Annotated in this window: 18 protein-coding genes; all 18 read right to left on the minus strand. The window is 43.8% G+C overall.

The annotated features are described in order from the left end of the window. Positions 1–22: 22 nt before the first annotated feature. The 18 genes from prfA to JMF81_RS10295 all read right to left on the minus strand — a co-directional run bounded on the left by prfA (position 23) and on the right by JMF81_RS10295 (position 16936). Entirely contained in the window at positions 23–1096 is a 1074-nt protein-coding gene (gene prfA, locus JMF81_RS10210) for a peptide chain release factor 1 (RefSeq protein ID WP_201311354.1), read from the minus strand. Between the two features lie 13 nt (positions 1097–1109). Next, the gene (gene prmC / locus JMF81_RS10215; RefSeq protein ID WP_201311355.1) at positions 1110–1943 is read right to left on the minus strand and encodes a peptide chain release factor N(5)-glutamine methyltransferase; all 834 of its coding nucleotides are present in this window, start codon (positions 1941–1943) and stop codon (positions 1110–1112) included. Beyond that, positions 1936–2871, minus strand: coding sequence for a DUF1385 domain-containing protein (locus tag JMF81_RS10220; RefSeq protein WP_201311356.1), 936 nt, complete (start codon positions 2869–2871; stop codon positions 1936–1938). Before JMF81_RS10220 ends, prmC begins: the two co-directional genes overlap by 8 nt. Before the next feature lie 73 nt (positions 2872–2944). Continuing rightward, positions 2945–3145 (minus strand): 50S ribosomal protein L31, encoded by a 201-nt coding sequence (gene rpmE, locus JMF81_RS10225; RefSeq protein ID WP_201311357.1) that lies wholly within the window; start codon positions 3143–3145, stop codon positions 2945–2947. A gap of 150 nt (positions 3146–3295) precedes the next feature. Continuing rightward, the gene (gene rho / locus JMF81_RS10230; RefSeq protein ID WP_201311358.1) at positions 3296–4603 is read right to left on the minus strand and encodes a transcription termination factor Rho; all 1308 of its coding nucleotides are present in this window, start codon (positions 4601–4603) and stop codon (positions 3296–3298) included. Positions 4604–4664: 61 nt separating this feature from the next. Then, the gene (locus JMF81_RS10235; RefSeq protein ID WP_201311359.1) at positions 4665–5402 is read right to left on the minus strand and encodes a SigF/SigG family RNA polymerase sporulation sigma factor; all 738 of its coding nucleotides are present in this window, start codon (positions 5400–5402) and stop codon (positions 4665–4667) included. Continuing rightward, positions 5395–5823 carry an anti-sigma F factor gene (gene spoIIAB / locus JMF81_RS10240; protein ID WP_201311360.1) on the minus strand — a complete coding sequence of 143 codons (429 nt, stop codon included), beginning with the start codon at positions 5821–5823 and terminating at the stop codon, positions 5395–5397. The genes JMF81_RS10235 and spoIIAB overlap by 8 nt, the downstream gene beginning before the upstream one ends. A 21-nt stretch (positions 5824–5844) precedes the next feature. After that, entirely contained in the window at positions 5845–6150 is a 306-nt protein-coding gene (locus tag JMF81_RS10245; RefSeq protein WP_201311361.1) for an STAS domain-containing protein, read from the minus strand. 149 nt (positions 6151–6299) lie between these two features. Next, a complete protein-coding gene (locus JMF81_RS10250) occupies positions 6300–7475 on the minus strand; it encodes a tetratricopeptide repeat protein (RefSeq protein WP_201311362.1) in 1176 nt (391 codons plus the stop codon). A gap of 1 nt (position 7476) precedes the next feature. Continuing rightward, positions 7477–8691, minus strand: coding sequence for a bifunctional folylpolyglutamate synthase/dihydrofolate synthase (locus tag JMF81_RS10255; protein ID WP_201311363.1), 1215 nt, complete (start codon positions 8689–8691; stop codon positions 7477–7479). Continuing rightward, positions 8681–9355, minus strand: coding sequence for an HAD family hydrolase (locus JMF81_RS10260; protein WP_201311364.1), 675 nt, complete (start codon positions 9353–9355; stop codon positions 8681–8683). Before JMF81_RS10260 ends, JMF81_RS10255 begins: the two co-directional genes overlap by 11 nt. Continuing rightward, entirely contained in the window at positions 9349–10143 is a 795-nt protein-coding gene (locus JMF81_RS10265) for a Cof-type HAD-IIB family hydrolase (RefSeq protein ID WP_201311365.1), read from the minus strand. Before JMF81_RS10265 ends, JMF81_RS10260 begins: the two co-directional genes overlap by 7 nt. 14 nt (positions 10144–10157) lie before the next feature. Further along, entirely contained in the window at positions 10158–11063 is a 906-nt protein-coding gene (gene metA, locus JMF81_RS10270; RefSeq protein WP_201311366.1) for a homoserine O-acetyltransferase MetA, read from the minus strand. A 21-nt stretch (positions 11064–11084) separates the two neighbouring features. Then, positions 11085–13019 carry an NAD-dependent DNA ligase LigA gene (gene ligA / locus JMF81_RS10275; RefSeq protein WP_378171641.1) on the minus strand — a complete coding sequence of 645 codons (1935 nt, stop codon included), beginning with the start codon at positions 13017–13019 and terminating at the stop codon, positions 11085–11087. A gap of 10 nt (positions 13020–13029) precedes the next feature. Next, a complete protein-coding gene (locus tag JMF81_RS10280; RefSeq protein ID WP_201311368.1) occupies positions 13030–13764 on the minus strand; it encodes a pseudouridine synthase in 735 nt (244 codons plus the stop codon). A gap of 156 nt (positions 13765–13920) precedes the next feature. Then, positions 13921–14115: a heavy-metal-associated domain-containing protein gene (locus tag JMF81_RS10285; protein WP_201311369.1), complete on the minus strand. Its 195-nt coding sequence runs from the start codon at positions 14113–14115 to the stop codon at positions 13921–13923. Between the two features lie 154 nt (positions 14116–14269). Next, on the minus strand, positions 14270–15862 hold the full coding sequence (locus JMF81_RS10290) for an MBL fold metallo-hydrolase RNA specificity domain-containing protein (protein WP_201311370.1): 1593 nt from the start codon (positions 15860–15862) through the stop codon (positions 14270–14272). Positions 15863–15865: 3 nt separating this feature from the next. Further along, complete coding sequence (locus tag JMF81_RS10295) at positions 15866–16936, minus strand: GNAT family N-acetyltransferase (protein ID WP_201311371.1); 1071 nt, start codon at positions 16934–16936, stop codon at positions 15866–15868. Positions 16937–16938 lie beyond the last annotated feature (2 nt).

A 16938-nucleotide genomic window follows, 5' to 3' on the forward strand; every position in this document is an offset into this window, starting at 1 on the left:
CGCGCACCTCAGATACTTTCTCTTATTCTTCTTCCATATTGCTCAGTTTCGCTGCCTGGTCAGCTGCTGTCAGGCTGTCGATCAGTTCATCCAGATCTCCATCCATAATAGAATCCAGCTTATGAAGTGTCAGTTTGATTCTGTGATCTGTTACACGCCCCTGAGGATAATTATACGTACGGATTTTTTCAGAACGATCTCCTGTACCGATCTGGCTCTTTCTCTTGGCCGCTTCTTCATCATGAGCTTTTTGCTGCTCTAACTCATACAAACGGGATCTCAGGACTTTCAATGCCTTATCTTTGTTCTTTAACTGTGATTTTTCATCCTGACAGGAAACAACGATTCCTGTCGGAATATGAGTCAGACGAACCGCGGAATCTGTCGTATTGACACACTGTCCTCCATTTCCTGACGCACGGAATACATCGAAACGGCAGTCATTTAAGTCAATCTCTACTTCTACTTCTTCCACTTCCGGCATGATCGCTACTGTGATCGTGGACGTATGGATTCTTCCTCCGGATTCTGTCGCCGGAATTCTCTGAACTCTGTGGACACCGCTTTCATACTTAAATCTGGAATAAGCTCCGTGTCCGGAAATCATAAACACCAGTTCCTTAAATCCTCCGATACCGCTTTCATTAAAGCTCAGGGTTTCCACCTTCCAGTGGCGTCTTTCTGCATAGCTGCGGTACATTCTTGCTACATCCGCAACGAACAGACCGGCTTCATCTCCGCCGGCTCCTGCTCTCATCTCAACGATAATATTTTTATCATCATTTGGATCTTTCGGGATCAGCAGGATCTTAAGCTCCTCTTCCAGTTTTTCCACTTTATCCTTGGATTCTGCCAGTTCTTCTTTGGCAAGCACCCTCATCTCTTCATCGCTTTCCTCATTCAGCAGCTCAAGGCTCTCTTCCACATTTTGTTTTTCCGCCTTGTATTCTTTATATTTCTCAACGATCGGAGTCAGTTCATTTTGTTCTTTCATCAAATCCCGGAATCGGTTCTGATCCGATGCCACAGACGGATCGTTTAATTCCTGCAGTACAGTATCCAGACGATCCACTAAACTTTCTAATTTATCAAACATAATCTTCTCCTTCTTATTTATTTCCAAAAACCAGCCGGTCAAGTCCTGCCAGATCTTTCCTTATTTCTACGGAATGAAATCCCTGTTTCAGCATCATTCCCTTTACTGCCTCTCCCTGATCATATCCGATCTCAAAAGCAAGCATTCCTCCTGGATTCAGATAGCCGGGGGCTTCTTTTATGATCTTACGGTAAAAATACAGACCGTCTTCCCTGCCGTCCAGGGCAAGCATTGGTTCATGATCCCTGACTTCCGGCATCAGTTCTCTGCATTCTTCCGTTTTGATGTACGGCGGATTTGAAATGATCAGATCAAACGTTCCTTCCACCTGCTCAAACAGATCACTCTCTACAAATTCTACCATAGGACAGAGTTTTTTTCCATTTGCTTTTGCCACATCCAGTGCCCGGGGGCTGATGTCTGTCCCAATACACAGTCTGGGTTTCATCAGAAGCGCCAGGCTGACCGCAATACAGCCGGAGCCTGTGCACAGATCCAGAATCGTCTCCGGACGGATCCCTGTGGCCATCACTTCCTCCAGAACAGTCTCCGTATCTGCCCTGGGAATCAGAACATCCGGATTTACAAGAAAAGAATACCCCATAAACTCCTGGGTTCCCAGCAGATACTGAAGCGGACATCTCTCTTTCGCTCTTTTCTGCAGCATTTCCTGATATTTTTGCAGGCCGGATACATCCGTTACTTCTTCTGTCATTCCGAACAGATAATCTTCCCTGCTGACGCCCAGACATTCAGAAAACAAATACCACGCTTCTCCGGAGGCATTTTCAATTCCTTCTTTTTCCAGCATTTCCTGTCCATAAGCAACCCATTCTCTTCTATTCATGGCATTTTCTTTCCTTTTCTAAATATTCTCTCCAGTCAAACACGCCTTCTACCGATGCGACCGCTACTTCGATCATAGATTCATCCGGTTCTTTTGTTGTCAGTCTCTGAAGACAAAGTCCCGGCTTGCTGAAAATCTGCACCAGGGGATTATCGCTGTTTCCTGCCAGCCGAATAAACTCATAGGAAACTCCCGCCACTACCGGCAGAAGGAGAAGCCTCAGCAGGACTCTGAGCCAGATTGTGTCCACCCGGATAAAGAAGAAGAACACCATACTTATGATCATTACAATGAAAATAAAGCTGGTGCCGCATCGTTTATGCAGCCTTGAATGCTTTTTGATATTTTCCGGCGTCAGATCTTCTCCCGCTTCCAGACAGTTGATCGTCTTATGTTCTGCGCCATGATACATAAACACTCTTTTAATATCTTCCATTCTGGAAATCAGCACAATATATCCCAGAAAAATTCCGATTCGGATCAATCCTTCCACCAGAAGGATGATATACTCATTCCGAATCCACTGTCCAAGAAGCTCTGATGCAAGATACGGCAGAACCATAAAAAGCCCTATGGATATTGCCAGAGAAATAATCAGCACAAACGCCATCATAATGCTTTCTCCCTTTCCGGAGCTGATCTTATCCAGCATCTGATCGATCTTTCCAGGCTGTGTCTCCTCTTCTTCCTCAAAAAAACCTGCAGAATAGTTCAGGGTGGAAATGCCAATGACCATGGATTCCACGAAATTGACCACTCCTCTTAAGACCGGCAGCTTAAAGACCGGATGTTTCTCTGCAAAACTTACACATTTCCTGACTTTTGTCTCTATTTTCCCATCCGGTTTTCTTACGGAAACGGCATAACGATCCATATTTTTCATCATTACGCCTTCCATCACTGCCTGTCCTCCTATACGAACCGCCATGATTTTCTCCTTTATTCTTTGCAATAAAAAAGGCTGAGATTAAAAGATAACCTCAACCTGATTTCCAGTTTTTCTACTTAACACCATATTTACGATTGAACTTATCAATACGTCCGCGAGCCTGTGTCGCTTTCTGCTGTCCTGTGTAGAATGAATGACATTTAGAACAGATCTCCACATGGATGTCTTCCTTTGTTGATCCTGTTACAAATTCATTTCCACAGTTGCAGACTACCTTCGCCTGATAATATTTTGGATGGATTCCTTTACGCATGTTTTTCACCTCTTCTTATAATTTCTGTTGGATTTTGCCAACGTATACATACTTTGACTTTCGTCATTTCTTGTTTTTATAACAGCTTTTTTATTCTATCACATGAATGGAAAGATTGCAAATACTTTTTCTTAATTTTTAAAAATCATCTTATCTTCGCAGGAGAGATCTTTTTGTCAGTTCAACAAATTCCGCATTGCTTCTGGTCCGCTTAAACAAATCCAGCATCTGCTCTAAAAATTCTTCTGACCTGCTGCCTGAAAGTTCTTTATGCAAAGCCGTTACTACGGAAATCTCATCTTTGCTCAGAAGCAGTTCTTCTCTTCTGGTTCCCGATTTTGCAATATCTACCGCAGGGAAGATTCTCTTTTCTGACAGCTTTCTGCTAAGCACGATTTCCATGTTTCCGGTTCCTTTAAATTCCTCAAAAATAACATCATCCATCTTGCTTCCTGTCTCCACCAGAGCCGTGGCAAGGATGGTAAGGCTTCCCCCTTCTCTCATATTGCGGGCCGCTCCGAAAAATTTCTTCGGCATATACAAAGCAGCCGGATCCAGTCCTCCGGTCAGTGTCCTTCCGCTTGGCGGTACCGTAAGGTTATAGGCCCGCGCCAGACGGGTGATACTGTCCAGTAAGATCACTACATCCTCCTGATGTTCCACCAGACGCTTTGCTCTTTCCAGTACCATCTCTGACACCCTTTTATGATGCTCCGGAAGTTCATCAAAAGTTGAATAAATCACTTCTACATTCTTTCCTTCGATGGATTCTTTAAAGTCTGTTACTTCTTCCGGGCGCTCATCGATCAGAAGTACGATCAGCTTAATATTTTTATAATTGCTGCTGATGCTCTGGGCAATCTGTTTTAATAATGTGGTTTTTCCTGTCTTTGGCGGCGAAACGATCATTCCTCTCTGACCTTTTCCTACCGGAGACAGCAGATCCACCATCCTCATAGGCAGAGACGCGGACCCTGTTTCCAGGTTCAGTCTCTCCTGGGGGAAGATTGGCGTAAGATCTTCAAAATGTTTTCTTCTTGCTGCTGTTTCCGGCGGATATCCATTGACTGATTCTACAAATAATAAGGCGCTGAATTTTTCACTCTGAGTTTTTACACGGATTGCGCCGGATAAAATATCTCCCGTCTTCAGGTTGAATTTTCGAATCTGGGCCGGAGATACATAAATATCATTCTCTCCCGGCAGATAATTCTCACACCGGATAAAACCATATCCATCCGGCATGACTTCCAGAATACCGTTAGCCTTCTCCCCACTGTCCAGACTTTTTATATTTTTCGGAAATTCCTTTCCTGTATTTTTTTTCTGATTATGTTTCTGATCATAGGCTTCCAGCGCTTCGATCAGTTCCTTTTTCTTTAATGCAGAAATTCCTTTCATCTTTCGTTCCTTGGCAATTTCACGCAGTTCCATTACCGATTTTTCCTGATATATCATAAATGTTTCTCCTTTGTTTTGGGAAAATGGACGATCTGTCCACAGATTTGATACTTCCATTTTAGCACATTTTTCCGGAATGTCCAATGATTTGTTCTCTCAGTCTTCTTAATATCTTTTTTTCCAGCCTGGAAACCTGCACCTGAGAAATGTGAAGAATGCCTGCAATTTCCTGCTGGGTCTTTCCCTGAAAATACCGGTACTGGATCAGTTCTTTTTCCTCCGGAGACAGCTCTTTCATGGATTCTTCCAGTATGACATGATTGATCACTGCCTCCTCTTCATTTTCTTCTTTTGGCAGACGATCCATAAGCAGAATTTCGCTGCCGTCTCCCTGATAAGTCGGCTGATGAAGAGATTCCACATCTTTGTTTGCCTCCATAGCTACTACGATCTCTTCTCTCCCGAGATTTGTCTCCCTCGCCAGCTCATCCAGAGTTGCCTCCCGCTGATGTTCCATGGAAAATGCCTCCATGGCCTGCCGGATCTTATAAGCATTCTCCTTTAAAGACCTGCTTACTTTGATCATTCCGTCATCTCTTAAAAATCTCTTGATTTCGCCCGTAATCATCGGCACTGCATAGGTTGAAAACTTTACATCGTAGGACAGGTCAAATTTATCTACCGCTTTCATGAGACCGATGCTGCCGACCTGAAACAGATCTTCCGGATCATATCCTCTGTTGGTGAATCGTTTTACGACACTCCAGATCAGCCCCATATTGTCTACCACGATTTTTTCTCTTGCTTCTTCATCTCCTTCTTTGGTAAGCCGCAGCAGTTCCCTCGTCTTATCCATGAAAAGCTTCTGTCCCTCCAATGGTCCGTTCCATGATGACTTTCGTCCCCCGTCCTGGCTCTGATATCACTTCCACCTTGTCCATAAAAGCTTCCATAAAAGAAAATCCCATTCCTGTTCTCTCTTCCTCAGCTTTTGTTGTATACATAGGTTCCATTGCCTTCTCAACGTCCTCAATTCCAACGCCAAAGTCTTCCACTGTTATGGTCATACACCTTCCTTCATGTGAAATGTCCAGAATCACCCTGCCTTCCCCGGTTTCATAGGCGTGTACGATACAGTTTGTAACTGCCTCTGATACCGCAGTCTTTACATCTGCCATCTCCTCCACTGTCGGATCAAACCGCATCATATATGCCGCCGTTACCACACGGGCAATTCCTTCATTTTCAGATTCACTGTTAAACTCTAAATGTATCATCTTCTCTCCTCCCACTTGATTCTATTTTTCTTTTATGATCCGGTTCAGCCCTGCCATATGAGCCACTCTTTTTACCGCCTCATTCATATGACTGATGGAAACTGTCCCGCCCATTGGCTGCACCTGTTTGTACCGTCCCAGGATCACGCCCACTCCTGAACTGTCCATAAATCCTGATTTTGAAAAATCAAATTCGATATCCCGGATCGGATAGGATTTTAAGATTACTTCACACTGCCTCCGGACTTTTTTCGCCAGATGGTGGTCCAGTTCTCCATCCAGACGAATATACAATGTCCGATTTTCTACCTGATATTCCGTTGACATTCTGTCGCCTCTCTTTCTTTTTTCAAAACACCATCCCCTGTATGGCATTATTCCTTTATAAACAAAAAAAGATAAAAGAAAAGAAGAATGTGTTTCTTTTCCATTCTTCTTTCTTTTATCTTTTGTGTTTCACCCTGCCTTCCGCAGAATTACTGAAGCTGGCTCACTTTCTGTTTTGCTGTGCTTGCGCTTCTTGTGGAAGGGAACTTCTTAATGATCTGATTGTAAATCTTCACTGCATTGTCTGTATCTTTGCTGTCTTCATAGGCTCTCGCAAGATAATAATAAGCGTTTACCTGTGTATTATCGGCTTTTGTCGCATTGGTCAGGTATGTGATCGCTGTCTTATAATCTTTTGATTTATAAGCGCTTAATCCTTTGCTGTACAGACTGCTGTAAGCCCTTGGATAAACCTTCTTGGTCAGATTTGTATATATTTTTTTCATATTATCTGTTGTAAGTTTATTCCCGTCAATGCTTAACAGCGCTATAGCTGCCTCGTCATATTTATTATCTGTATAATCCTGCATTGCAGTTAAAAGAGTATCGTAGATTCCGCCTTTTTCACCATTCTTTGTGTATTCTTCCAGCTCGTCTTCTGCCTTCTTCTGAGCTTCCTGAGCTTCTTTTAACTGCGTTTCTTTGGTGAGCAGCTGTTCCTGGTAGTCTTCTGACTGACTGGAAGCCTGACTCTTAAAGCTTGCTCTCACAGTAGGATAGATCAAAACGGCTGCAACGACGATTCCAATGATGATTCCTGCGACCATATAAAACATCGGACTCTTTGTCTTTCCGCTTTCCTGTGAAATGCCGCCGCCAAACGGATTGGAAAGTTTTGACTTCGGAGCATCCTGTACCGCTTCCTTTTTCTCTTTCTTCTCTTTTCTTTCCTTCCGTTCTTTCTTTTCCTTTTTTTCTTTTCTTTCTTCTGCCTTTACTTCTTCTTCCGGCTCTGCCTTGAATTCCTTCATATACTCTTTTGCAGATTCATTTTCAGGATCAATGGCGAAAATCTGATCCAGTGCATCCTTTGCAGTTCCGTAATCTTCCGCCTTCATGGACAGCAGCGCCATCAAAAGGTACGCATCGGTAAAATTCGGGATGGCCGCCACCACATTTTTCAGCTGAAGCATCGCCAGGTCATCGTTTCCCTGTTTTGCGTAATTCAACGCCTGATTATACTTTTTGATCATCTGGTTTGCTTTATATAATTCAGTTTTATTCTGTTTGATCTGTTCTAACTCGTCTCCATCAAAATTTTCTTCCGCGTCTTCTAAATCTGCACAAGGCTGAAACTTTTCCAACTCTTCATTAAAGTCTAACATGTTATTTCCTCCTGATCATACATTTCTTTGTTATCCCTGCCAGATAAAATGAGCCTACGATAAAACATACCGTATCCTCATCCCTATCTTTTATCAACTGTTCAAATGCGGACATAAATTCCTGCTGGTCAATTCTTCTGCCTTCAATACCAATCTGGCAAAACCATTCTGTCTTTGAAAGATTCCGTAATCTTGCCCGCATGTAATCTTCTTCATTTTTGTGAGATGCCGCAAATAAAATCCTTTTTTTCATTCCGGCAAACTGTCTCTCTGCCGTACGGCAGAATGCCTCGATCCCCTGCATATTATGCGCTACATCGACAAAAACACGGGGAAGCACTTCTTCCATACGTCCCGGCAGCACAAGATGCCGCAATCCGTTTACGATCTTCTCGTCACTAAGAGATCCTGACAGCAGCTGCGCCGCCCGTATTGCAAGAGAAATATTTTCTTTTTGGAAATCTCCCGCAACCCTCTTCCTATCATAAGCATTGGAATTTAAAAAATCAATATATTTCCCCGGTTTTTCATTAAAATTAAGATTATCTTCAGAAACTACTTCCAAAAGAGCCTGTTTTTTTCCTGCTTCATCCCGGATCACCTGCATTACTTCCTCTTCCTGGCCGCAGGACAGCACCCGTTTTCCTGGTTTTATGATCCCGGCTTTATGAAATGCGATTTCTTTCAGAGTATTTCCAAGAAATTCCATGTGATCCATGCTGATGGAGGTGATCACCGAAATTTCCGGATCCAAAAGATTCGTTGCGTCATATCTGCCGCCCATTCCGGTTTCTATGATGCAGCAGTCCGGTTTTATTTCCTGAAATATGATCAGTGCCATCAGAAATAAAAATTCAAAAAAAGACGGATGAGTTCCACCTTTTTTCAAATCCTCCTCCACTGCGTCTTTTACACGGCTGCATGCCTTTGCAAAAAGTTCATCCGACACATCCTGTCCATTAAGGCGAATCCGTTCATTGACTGATACAAGATGAGGAGAGGAAAAAACTCCTGTTGTCCATCCTTTTTCCAGAAGAAAAGCCTCCAGAAACGCACAAACCGATCCTTTTCCGTTGGTTCCTGCCACATGGGCAAAACGAATTTCTCTCTGAGGATTTCCCAGACACTCCATCAGATATTTTATATGTTCCAGCTTGTTTTTTTTGGCGAAACCTGCCGTCTCATTCAAATAATTTACTGCTTCTTTATATGTCATTTTTATTTCCCACTTCTTGACACAGGGCATAATCTACATCCTCTATGGTCGTTACCACATAATCAGCTGATTCCAGAGCCTGATTTCCACATTCCTGATTCCGGAATCCTATGACTCTCATGCCGGCTCTTTTCGCAGCCAGCGCCCCATTGCTGGAGTCTTCGATCACAAGACAGTTTTCCGGCTTGACGTCCAGTTTTCTGGCTGCTTTTAAGAAAACATCCGGAAACGGTTTTGCATGCTCACACTCATCAATCCCTGAGACGATCTTTGCAAAATATTTTCTTACATTCAGATATTTTGTCACTTTTTCTATTTCTGAAAGGGACGAAGAAGAAGCTACAGCCAGAGGAATTCCGCGGTCATAAAGATCCTGGATCAGCGGAATCGTTCCGGGGATTGCCCGGTACCCTTCCTGCCGGATCATCTTCTCTCGTTCTTCTTCCATTCCTTTCATGCATTCTTCTACAGTCAGGTGATCCAGTCCCACATGTTTTTTCGTCACTGCCCACATATCATAAGCAGATCCTCCGAAAAACTGTTCATTAAATTTTGAATCAATCGATTTTCCAAATCGTTTCAAAAATCGATTGACCGCCGCCAGATAGCCCGGTTCTGTATCCACAATCACGCCATCCATATCAAAAATCACTGCTTCTAACATAACTCACCTCGAATCACAGCCTTTAATACCTGCAGCACTCCGTCCTCTTTATTGGAAGCCGTTACAAAATTGGCCGCTTCTTTTACCTCATCTCTTGCGTTTGCCACCGCAAAACTGTGACTCGCCCGGTGCAGCATTTCAATGTCATTGATGTTATCGCCAAACGCCAGCGTCTCATCCGGAGTGATCCCATATTCGTCCTGAAAATGTTTCAGGGCAGAACCTTTATTTACATTCATATTTGACGCATCCACCCAGGATTTTCCTGATACAGCCACATGCATCACCCGGTTCCACCGCTCAAGGAAATCCTGTCCGACTATTTTTTCTGCATCATTGTGGTGAAAAATACTGATCTTGCATACGCCATCATCATAATCGCATACATCATCCACCAGTTTTCCTCTGTATCCATAGTCTCCTACCAGACGCTGGTAAATTCCGATATTTTCATAATATCCCATGTTATCGTGACTGATGCCGACTTCACATCCGGGATACTGTCTTGCCTCTTCCACAAAAGCCCGGACAACTTCCGGCTGAATCTTATCGACATACTGATATTCCTTTGAATAAATGCAGGTTCCGTTTTCTGAAATGAAAATCATATCATCCAGAACCGGTGTAAATACCTTTTCAATGCTCGCTCTCTGACGTCCGCTGGCGGCGATGACCAGAACGCCTCTTTTCCTAAGCTCCCGGATTACATCATAGTATTCCGGATTCAGATCCAGCGTTCCCTCTTCCAGTAAAGTTCCGTCAATATCTGTTGCAATCAATTTTATCATGGACGTTGTTCTCCTTATAATATGTATGGTGTTACCTGATAAACGTAATAATTCAGCCAGTTATAATACATGGCGTTTGCGTGGCATCTCCAGGATTTTACCGGACCCTTTGCCGGATCATTGTCCCTGTAGTAATTTTTCGGAATTTCCGGATTCAGACCTTTCTTCAGATCTCTCCGGTATTCCTGATCCAGAGACATGACATCATATTCCGGATGTCCTGTCACAAAAATCTGACTGCCGTCCTGATTTAAAATCAGATACGGTCCTGTCTCATCCGACTCAGCCGCTACCGTAAGCTCTTTGTTCCGGCGGATTGCTTCACCGTCTACACCGGTATTTCTGGAATGAGGAACATAAAACATATCATCAAATCCTCTCACAAGAGGAATCTTATTATGAAGCGGATGGTGCTCATACACGCCGGAAATCTTCTTGTCAAGTACATGCTTCCTGATTCCATAATGATAATAAAGCCCTGCCTGGGCAGCCCAGCAGATATGAAGAGTCGACGTTACGTGAGTTTTAGACCATTCCATGATCTGCGCCACTTCATCCCAGTAGGCCACTTCTTCAAATTCCTTTAATTCCACCGGAGCCCCGGTTATGATAAGACCGTCAAATTTATGATTCCGGATTTCAGAAAAATAATGATAAAATTTTTCCAGATGGGATTCTGATACATGAGTCGGTACATAAGACTCTGTCTGTAAAAATGTAATATCCAGCTGCAAAGGCGTATTCGAAAGACTGCGCAGCAGATGAAGCTCTGTGTCCAGTTTATTTGGCATTAAATTCAAAATCGCGATGCGCAGAGGACGAATATCCTGTGTGCAGGCCCTTTCTTTATCCATGACGAAAATATTTTCTTCTTCCAAAATTGCCTTGGCCGGCAAATCATTGTCAATCCGAATCGGCATAATTTCTCTCCTCCTCTAAATCTAATGCATCATTTCAAGAAAATCTTCTTCACTGATGATCGGAATCCCCAGCTCTTTTGCTTTTTTATTTTTCGAAGATGATGATTCCTTATCATTATTGATCAGATAATCTGTCTTTTTCGAAACAGAACCTGTCACTTTTCCTCCAAGCTGCTCAATTCGCTCTTTCAGCTCTTTACGGTTGCCAAAATGATTCAAAGATCCCGTAATAACGATGGTCTTTCCTTCCAGGATCTGTTCCTCTGTATTTTCTTCTTCCTGTCTAAAATGAATCTTCTCCAGCAGTTTGTCTACAACTTCCACATTGTGAGGCGTCCTGAAGTAAGATACCACTGCTTCTGCGATCATCGGTCCAATCTGATCAATCTCTGTAAATTCCTGAACAGAAGCATGGCGGACTGCCTCCAGATCATTATGAAAATGCCGGCAGATCAGCTTGGCATTGGACAATCCGACATTGGAAATTCCAAGACTGTAAATAAAGTTTGCCAGTGCCGGCTCCCTGGCATTATTGATAGCCTGAATAAGATTCTCAAATGATTTCTCACCAAATCCATCCATTGCAATGATCTCTTCCCGGTATTTCTCCAGATCAAAAAGATCATACAATTCTTTCAAATATCCCCGGTCTATCATTTTCCCCAGTGTCGCTTCAGACAATCCGTCCACATTCAGGGCATCCCTGGAAACAAAGTGAGAAAACGACTTGATCTTTTTGGCGCTGCAGAACTCATTGGTGCACACCAGAGTCTTTATCCCGTTTTCATCTTCTATCCTGGTCTCTCCACCGCACGCAGGACAGACTTCTGGTATCGGAACATTTCCACTCTTCGTCTTATTCTCTGCCAGCTGAGGGATGATCATATTCGCTTTATAAACTGTAATCTCATCCCCGATTCCCAGTTCAAGTTCCTCCATTACACTGATATTATGGAGACTTGCGCGGCTTACCGTCGTTCCTTCCAGCTGAACAGGCTCAAAAATCGCAACCGGATTGATCAGACCTGTCCTGGACGGACTCCATTCTACCTTCAGGAGATGTGTATCTGCTGTTTCATCTGCCCACTTAAAGGCAATGGAGTCTCTTGGGAACTTAGCCGTTCTTCCAAGACTCTTTCCATACTCAATATCATCCAGCGCCAGAACAAGACCATCCGATGGAAGGTCAAAATCCTTTATTTTCTCAGAAAACCGCTCCACTTCCTGCTGAACATTTTCTGCATTGACCCTTACATACTCTACCATGTCAAATCCCAGATCTGCTGCCCATTTCATCTTCTCTTCCAGGGAATTATGAAAATCCACACCTTCCGCATCCCCTACACTGAATCCATAAAAATGAACTTTCCGTTTTGCGGTAATTTCACTGTTAAGCTGACGTACAGAACCGCTGCAGAGATTTCGCGGATTCTTATACTGGCTGTCCACATCCTCGATTTCCTCATTCATTTTCTGAAACACTGAGTATGGGATAACAGCTTCTCCGCGTATGACCAGCTGTCCCTGATAAGAGATCTTACGGGGAATATTCACAAAAACTTTCGCATTGCTGGTTACGACTTCTCCCACTTCCCCATTTCCCCTTGTTACTGCTTTTACAAGTTCCCCGCCTTCATAAGTCAGAACGATCGTCAGACCGTCAAGTTTCCATGACAAAAGGCCTTCCTGGTCTCCAAGCCAGGAAGAAAGCTCCTGAGGATCTTTTGTCTTATCCAGCGACAGCATCGGAGATGGATGTGCTTCTTTCTCCAAAGATGTCATCAACTCGTATCCCACATGGATTGTCGGGCTGGAAGAAAGGACCGTTCCTGTCTTTTCTTCCAGATCCTTCAGTTCATCATATAGTTTATCATATTCATAATTGCTGATTTCTTCCCTGTTTTCCTGATAATATGCCTTTCCCGCACGATTCAGGATGGCAATCAGTTCTTTCATTCTTTCTACATCATTCACGTTCCAATTCCTCTTTCAACTGACGTAATTCCCGGGATGTCAAAGGCCGGTATTCTCCTTCCTTCAGATCCCCCAGATGGATATTCATAATTCTGACTCTTTTTAGTCTGGTAACCCGGTATCCGAAATATTCACACATTCTCCGGATCTGGCGGTTTAATCCCTGCGTCAGGATGATCCGAAACTGATTGGGACCTTCCTTTGCAACCCTGCATTTCCTTGTGACAGCATGGATTTCTTTCAGCGGCACAGGATTCCTCATTCCTTCTATGAATTCCTTTGTGATCTTCTTATTTACAGTTACTTCATATTCTTTTTCATGATAATTCCTGGCTTTCATGATTCGATTTGCCGCTTCCCCGTCATTGGTCATAAGGATCAGCCCCTGAGACTCCTTATCCAGCCTTCCTACCGGATAAATCCGGGTTGGGTAGCCAATGTAATCTACAATATTATCTTTCTCTCTGCGGCTTGTTGTGCAAACAATTCCCCTGGGTTTATGAAATGCCAGAAAAACAAGATCCTCCTGAATGCGGACCGGCTTTCCATCCACAGTTACTTTCTGGCCTCTGAGCACTCTCATCCCGCTGGATGCCGTCTCTCCGTCTATTTGAACTCTGCCTTCACCGATCATAACATCCGCCTGTCTCCTGGAACAGACGCCTGCCTGACTTAAATATTTATTAATACGGACCGCGTCTTCGCGCTTCCTCTTTCTCTCATCCATGTTTCCATGCGCTCCTTCTCATGAACCTTCCCGGATTCTTATCTCCAGGATACCTTAATAGATGGTAACATACTCTGTCTGAAAATGCAAAAAGGATATTGCTTCCCGCAATACCCTTTTCATCCTTATTTTACCGCATTCTTTTTAAACTGCAGTTCAAATTTCTTCTGCCAGAAATCCCAGATCTTCCAGAATCTCTTTTGCTTTTTCAACGACTTCATCGCCGCCCTCTATTTTCACCGTCTTATCGCCTAGGTCCACCTCGGCATCGATATCCGCATCTTCCAGTCCATTCTTGATCCTGTCGACACAATGGTCACACATCATATCCTCTGCTTTTAATACTGTCATACTGATTATCTTCCTCCTGTACTTTTACAGAAAACAAATTTATTATACCTGCGGGTACATCCATACGCCGCCCCTCTTCTAACCAAGAGGGCTCCTATGACACATAGCATACCGATTTTACGGCCGTTTGTCAATATGATGGCGGATATTCCCATCAGCGGTCCCATTTATCACACAATGCAAGAATCTGATCTGCAAACCTGGCAAGATCTTTGTTGGCTCCTCCTTCATTATGCTCTACCACAGCCTGAAGCCTCTCTGCCGCAGCTTTCAGCCGGATATAAGCGCCACTCTGCGGACGCAGTTTCTTCTTTACCAGTTCTCTGGAGCCCCATGCAGTCCATCTGCCGGACACCAGATCAAATGTATCCCCGCTGTATGGCGCTTTTGCCGGCAGGCCGTAATCCTGCTGCAGACATTCCGCAAAAATATCACATACCTTATCCTCGCCATGAACAACAAACACCATCTCCGGCTGTTTTTCAAATTCCCGGATCCAGCGGATCAGCCCTTTCTTGTCCGCATGCCCGCTGATTCCTTCCAGGCGCAGAATTTCTGCCTGAACCTTGATCGTCTCACCAAACAGCTTCACTTCTTTTGCCCCTTCTACCAAAGCACGGCCAAGTGTTCCATATGCCTGATAGCCGACAAACACAATCGTATTTTTCGGATCCCACAGATTATGTTTCAGATGATGCCTCACTCTTCCCGCATCACACATGCCGGAGGCAGAAATGATCACTTTCGGCTCTTCATCAAAGTTGATCGCTTTAGACTCTTCCGTGGACACAGAAAGCTGGAGATTGGAAAATGTAATGGGATTGATGCCTCTGCGCACCAGTTCCATGGCGTCTTCATCATATGTCTCTTCCACATCTTTATTAAAAATCTGAGTGGCTTCTACCGCAAGCGGACTGTCTACAATCACCTTAAAATCCCCATGATTTTTTACCAGTTCTTCACTTTTAATCTGCCGGATATAATAGAGCAGTTCCTGAGTCCGCCCTACGGCAAATGACGGAATGACCACGTTTCCCTTCCGGTCAAAGGTTCTTTGTATCACTTCTGCCAGTTCATCCACATAATTCGGATGTTTTTCATGAAACCTGTCGCCATAAGTAGATTCCATAATCACATAATCCGCCTCATCCGTATAATGCGGATCTTTGATCAGCGGCTGATTGGTATTTCCGATATCTCCGGAAAATACCAGTTTTTTCTGTACATTTTCCTCATTCAGCCACACCTCAATGCTGGCTGATCCAAGCAGATGTCCAATGTCTGTAAACCGGATTTCGATTCCTTTGCATACTTCTGTCCTGTCCTTATAAGAACAAGGGATAAACTGATCCATCACATTAACCGCATCTTCCATTGTATAGACTGGAATGATTTCCGGTTTTCCGGATCTTTTTGCCTTGCGGTTCCGCCATTCCGCTTCAAATTCCTGGATATGCGCGCTGTCTCGAAGCATGATCTGGCACAAATCCGTTGTTGCCTTTGTTGCGTAGATCGGTCCTCGGAATCCTCTTGCATACAGCAGCGGAAGCATTCCTGAATGATCAATATGAGCATGGGTCAGGAGTACAAAATCCAGTTTTGCCGCACTGACCGGAAGCTCCGCATTCTCATAAATATTAACTCCCTGTTCCATCCCATAATCTACAACAAACCGTTTCCCGCACGCTTCCACATAATGACAGCTTCCGGTTACTTCATGGTCTGCGCCGATAAACATTAGTTTCATAGGTCATACCTCCTCCGAAATATAAACAGGTTCTGCTGGCTGGATACTCTCCAGATACGGATACTGCTCCAGAATCTTTTCTGCTTCATATCCAAAGAATACCCGGGTCAAATCCTCTATTAAAATCTTTTGGGCATCACCGTCTTCCCTTTCTTTTCTGATTTTTACTCCTTCAAATCCAGCTTCAAAACAAAATGTCCCATTATTTTCCCTGATCAGCGGATCTTCTACGTTCAGCCGGAACGAAACATTTTTTCTTCCTTTCAGAATTTTTTCCCACGCTTTCAGGCATGTGATCCTTGCCATAATCTTTGGCACCTGACTGCCCGGGCTGATATTCCCTCCTGTAATCTCAATCACCCGGTCTGGGAAACGGCCTTTGATCTGTGTCAGCATCTGCTCCGGCTCTTTTGAAAAAGCCCATCTGAGAAATACATCGTCATCTTCTTTTCCTTCAGCAAAAACTCCCCGCAGCGCGCCTTCCTTTCTCCATACCATCAAAGAACCATCACTGCTCTGGCTTTCCCGCTGTGTCCTTTCAAGATAAGCCTGATCCGGCACTGTATAAACACGAAATTTTTTTAAAAATTCCTCCAGAAAATCAGAAATTTCATCATAATCTTTTTCATCCGCTGCCATGATCACACCCTGTTTTTCTGTCTTTTCTCCCCGAACCTGCGCCTCCGTCCAATCCATGATAAAGACAAATCCAAACGGTTCATAATAAGCACGGTCTGCCGGCATAAGATACGTAAAAGGCTCCCCTTTCTGCGCCATATCATTCAGACAGCGCTCCAGCATCTGTGCCATGATTCCCTGCCGCCGGTACTGCTCTCTGACTGCAACAGCTACAATATAATGCAGTGTCCAGTCCTTCCTGCCTGCCCTCACTTTGTAGGGATTCAGATGGATCATTCCCCGTATCTCTCCATGTTCCTGCGCGGTCAGCACTCTATTTCCCGGATAGATTTCCTCAAAATAATACCGGGCAAATTCTTCCGGATCCTCGAAAATCTCCTGATACATCTGATAGATTTCTGTTTTTCTTTCTTTCTTTTCATAACTTAAATCCATAT

The sequence above is a fragment of the Anaerostipes butyraticus genome, from assembly GCF_016586355.1.
GTDB classification, from domain to species: domain Bacteria; phylum Bacillota; class Clostridia; order Lachnospirales; family Lachnospiraceae; genus Anaerostipes; species Anaerostipes butyraticus.

Coding starts and splice junctions, on each gene's coding strand:
- prfA (WP_201311354.1), bottom strand. CDS start 1,096: ATGTTTGATAAATTAGAAAGTTTAGTGGATCGTCTGGATACTGTACTG.
- JMF81_RS10245 (WP_201311361.1), bottom strand. CDS start 6,150: ATGTCAACGGAATATCAGGTAGAAAATCGGACATTGTATATTCGTCTG.
- JMF81_RS10255 (WP_201311363.1), bottom strand. CDS start 8,691: ATGACATATAAAGAAGCAGTAAATTATTTGAATGAGACGGCAGGTTTC.
- JMF81_RS10220 (WP_201311356.1), bottom strand. CDS start 2,871: ATGGCGGTTCGTATAGGAGGACAGGCAGTGATGGAAGGCGTAATGATG.
- JMF81_RS10265 (WP_201311365.1), bottom strand. CDS start 10,143: ATGATAAAATTGATTGCAACAGATATTGACGGAACTTTACTGGAAGAG.
- rho (WP_201311358.1), bottom strand. CDS start 4,603: ATGATATATCAGGAAAAATCGGTAATGGAACTGCGTGAAATTGCCAAG.
- JMF81_RS10285 (WP_201311369.1), bottom strand. CDS start 14,115: ATGACAGTATTAAAAGCAGAGGATATGATGTGTGACCATTGTGTCGAC.
- ligA (WP_378171641.1), bottom strand. CDS start 13,019: ATGAAAGAACTGATTGCCATCCTGAATCGTGCGGGAAAGGCATATTAT.
- JMF81_RS10250 (WP_201311362.1), bottom strand. CDS start 7,475: ATGTTAGACTTTAATGAAGAGTTGGAAAAGTTTCAGCCTTGTGCAGAT.
- JMF81_RS10295 (WP_201311371.1), bottom strand. CDS start 16,936: ATGGATTTAAGTTATGAAAAGAAAGAAAGAAAAACAGAAATCTATCAG.
- metA (WP_201311366.1), bottom strand. CDS start 11,063: ATGCCGATTCGGATTGACAATGATTTGCCGGCCAAGGCAATTTTGGAA.
- spoIIAB (WP_201311360.1), bottom strand. CDS start 5,823: ATGATACATTTAGAGTTTAACAGTGAATCTGAAAATGAAGGAATTGCC.
- JMF81_RS10290 (WP_201311370.1), bottom strand. CDS start 15,862: ATGAAACTAATGTTTATCGGCGCAGACCATGAAGTAACCGGAAGCTGT.
- rpmE (WP_201311357.1), bottom strand. CDS start 3,145: ATGCGTAAAGGAATCCATCCAAAATATTATCAGGCGAAGGTAGTCTGC.
- JMF81_RS10235 (WP_201311359.1), bottom strand. CDS start 5,402: ATGGATAAGACGAGGGAACTGCTGCGGCTTACCAAAGAAGGAGATGAA.
- JMF81_RS10280 (WP_201311368.1), bottom strand. CDS start 13,764: ATGGATGAGAGAAAGAGGAAGCGCGAAGACGCGGTCCGTATTAATAAA.
- JMF81_RS10260 (WP_201311364.1), bottom strand. CDS start 9,355: ATGTTAGAAGCAGTGATTTTTGATATGGATGGCGTGATTGTGGATACA.
- prmC (WP_201311355.1), bottom strand. CDS start 1,943: ATGAATAGAAGAGAATGGGTTGCTTATGGACAGGAAATGCTGGAAAAA.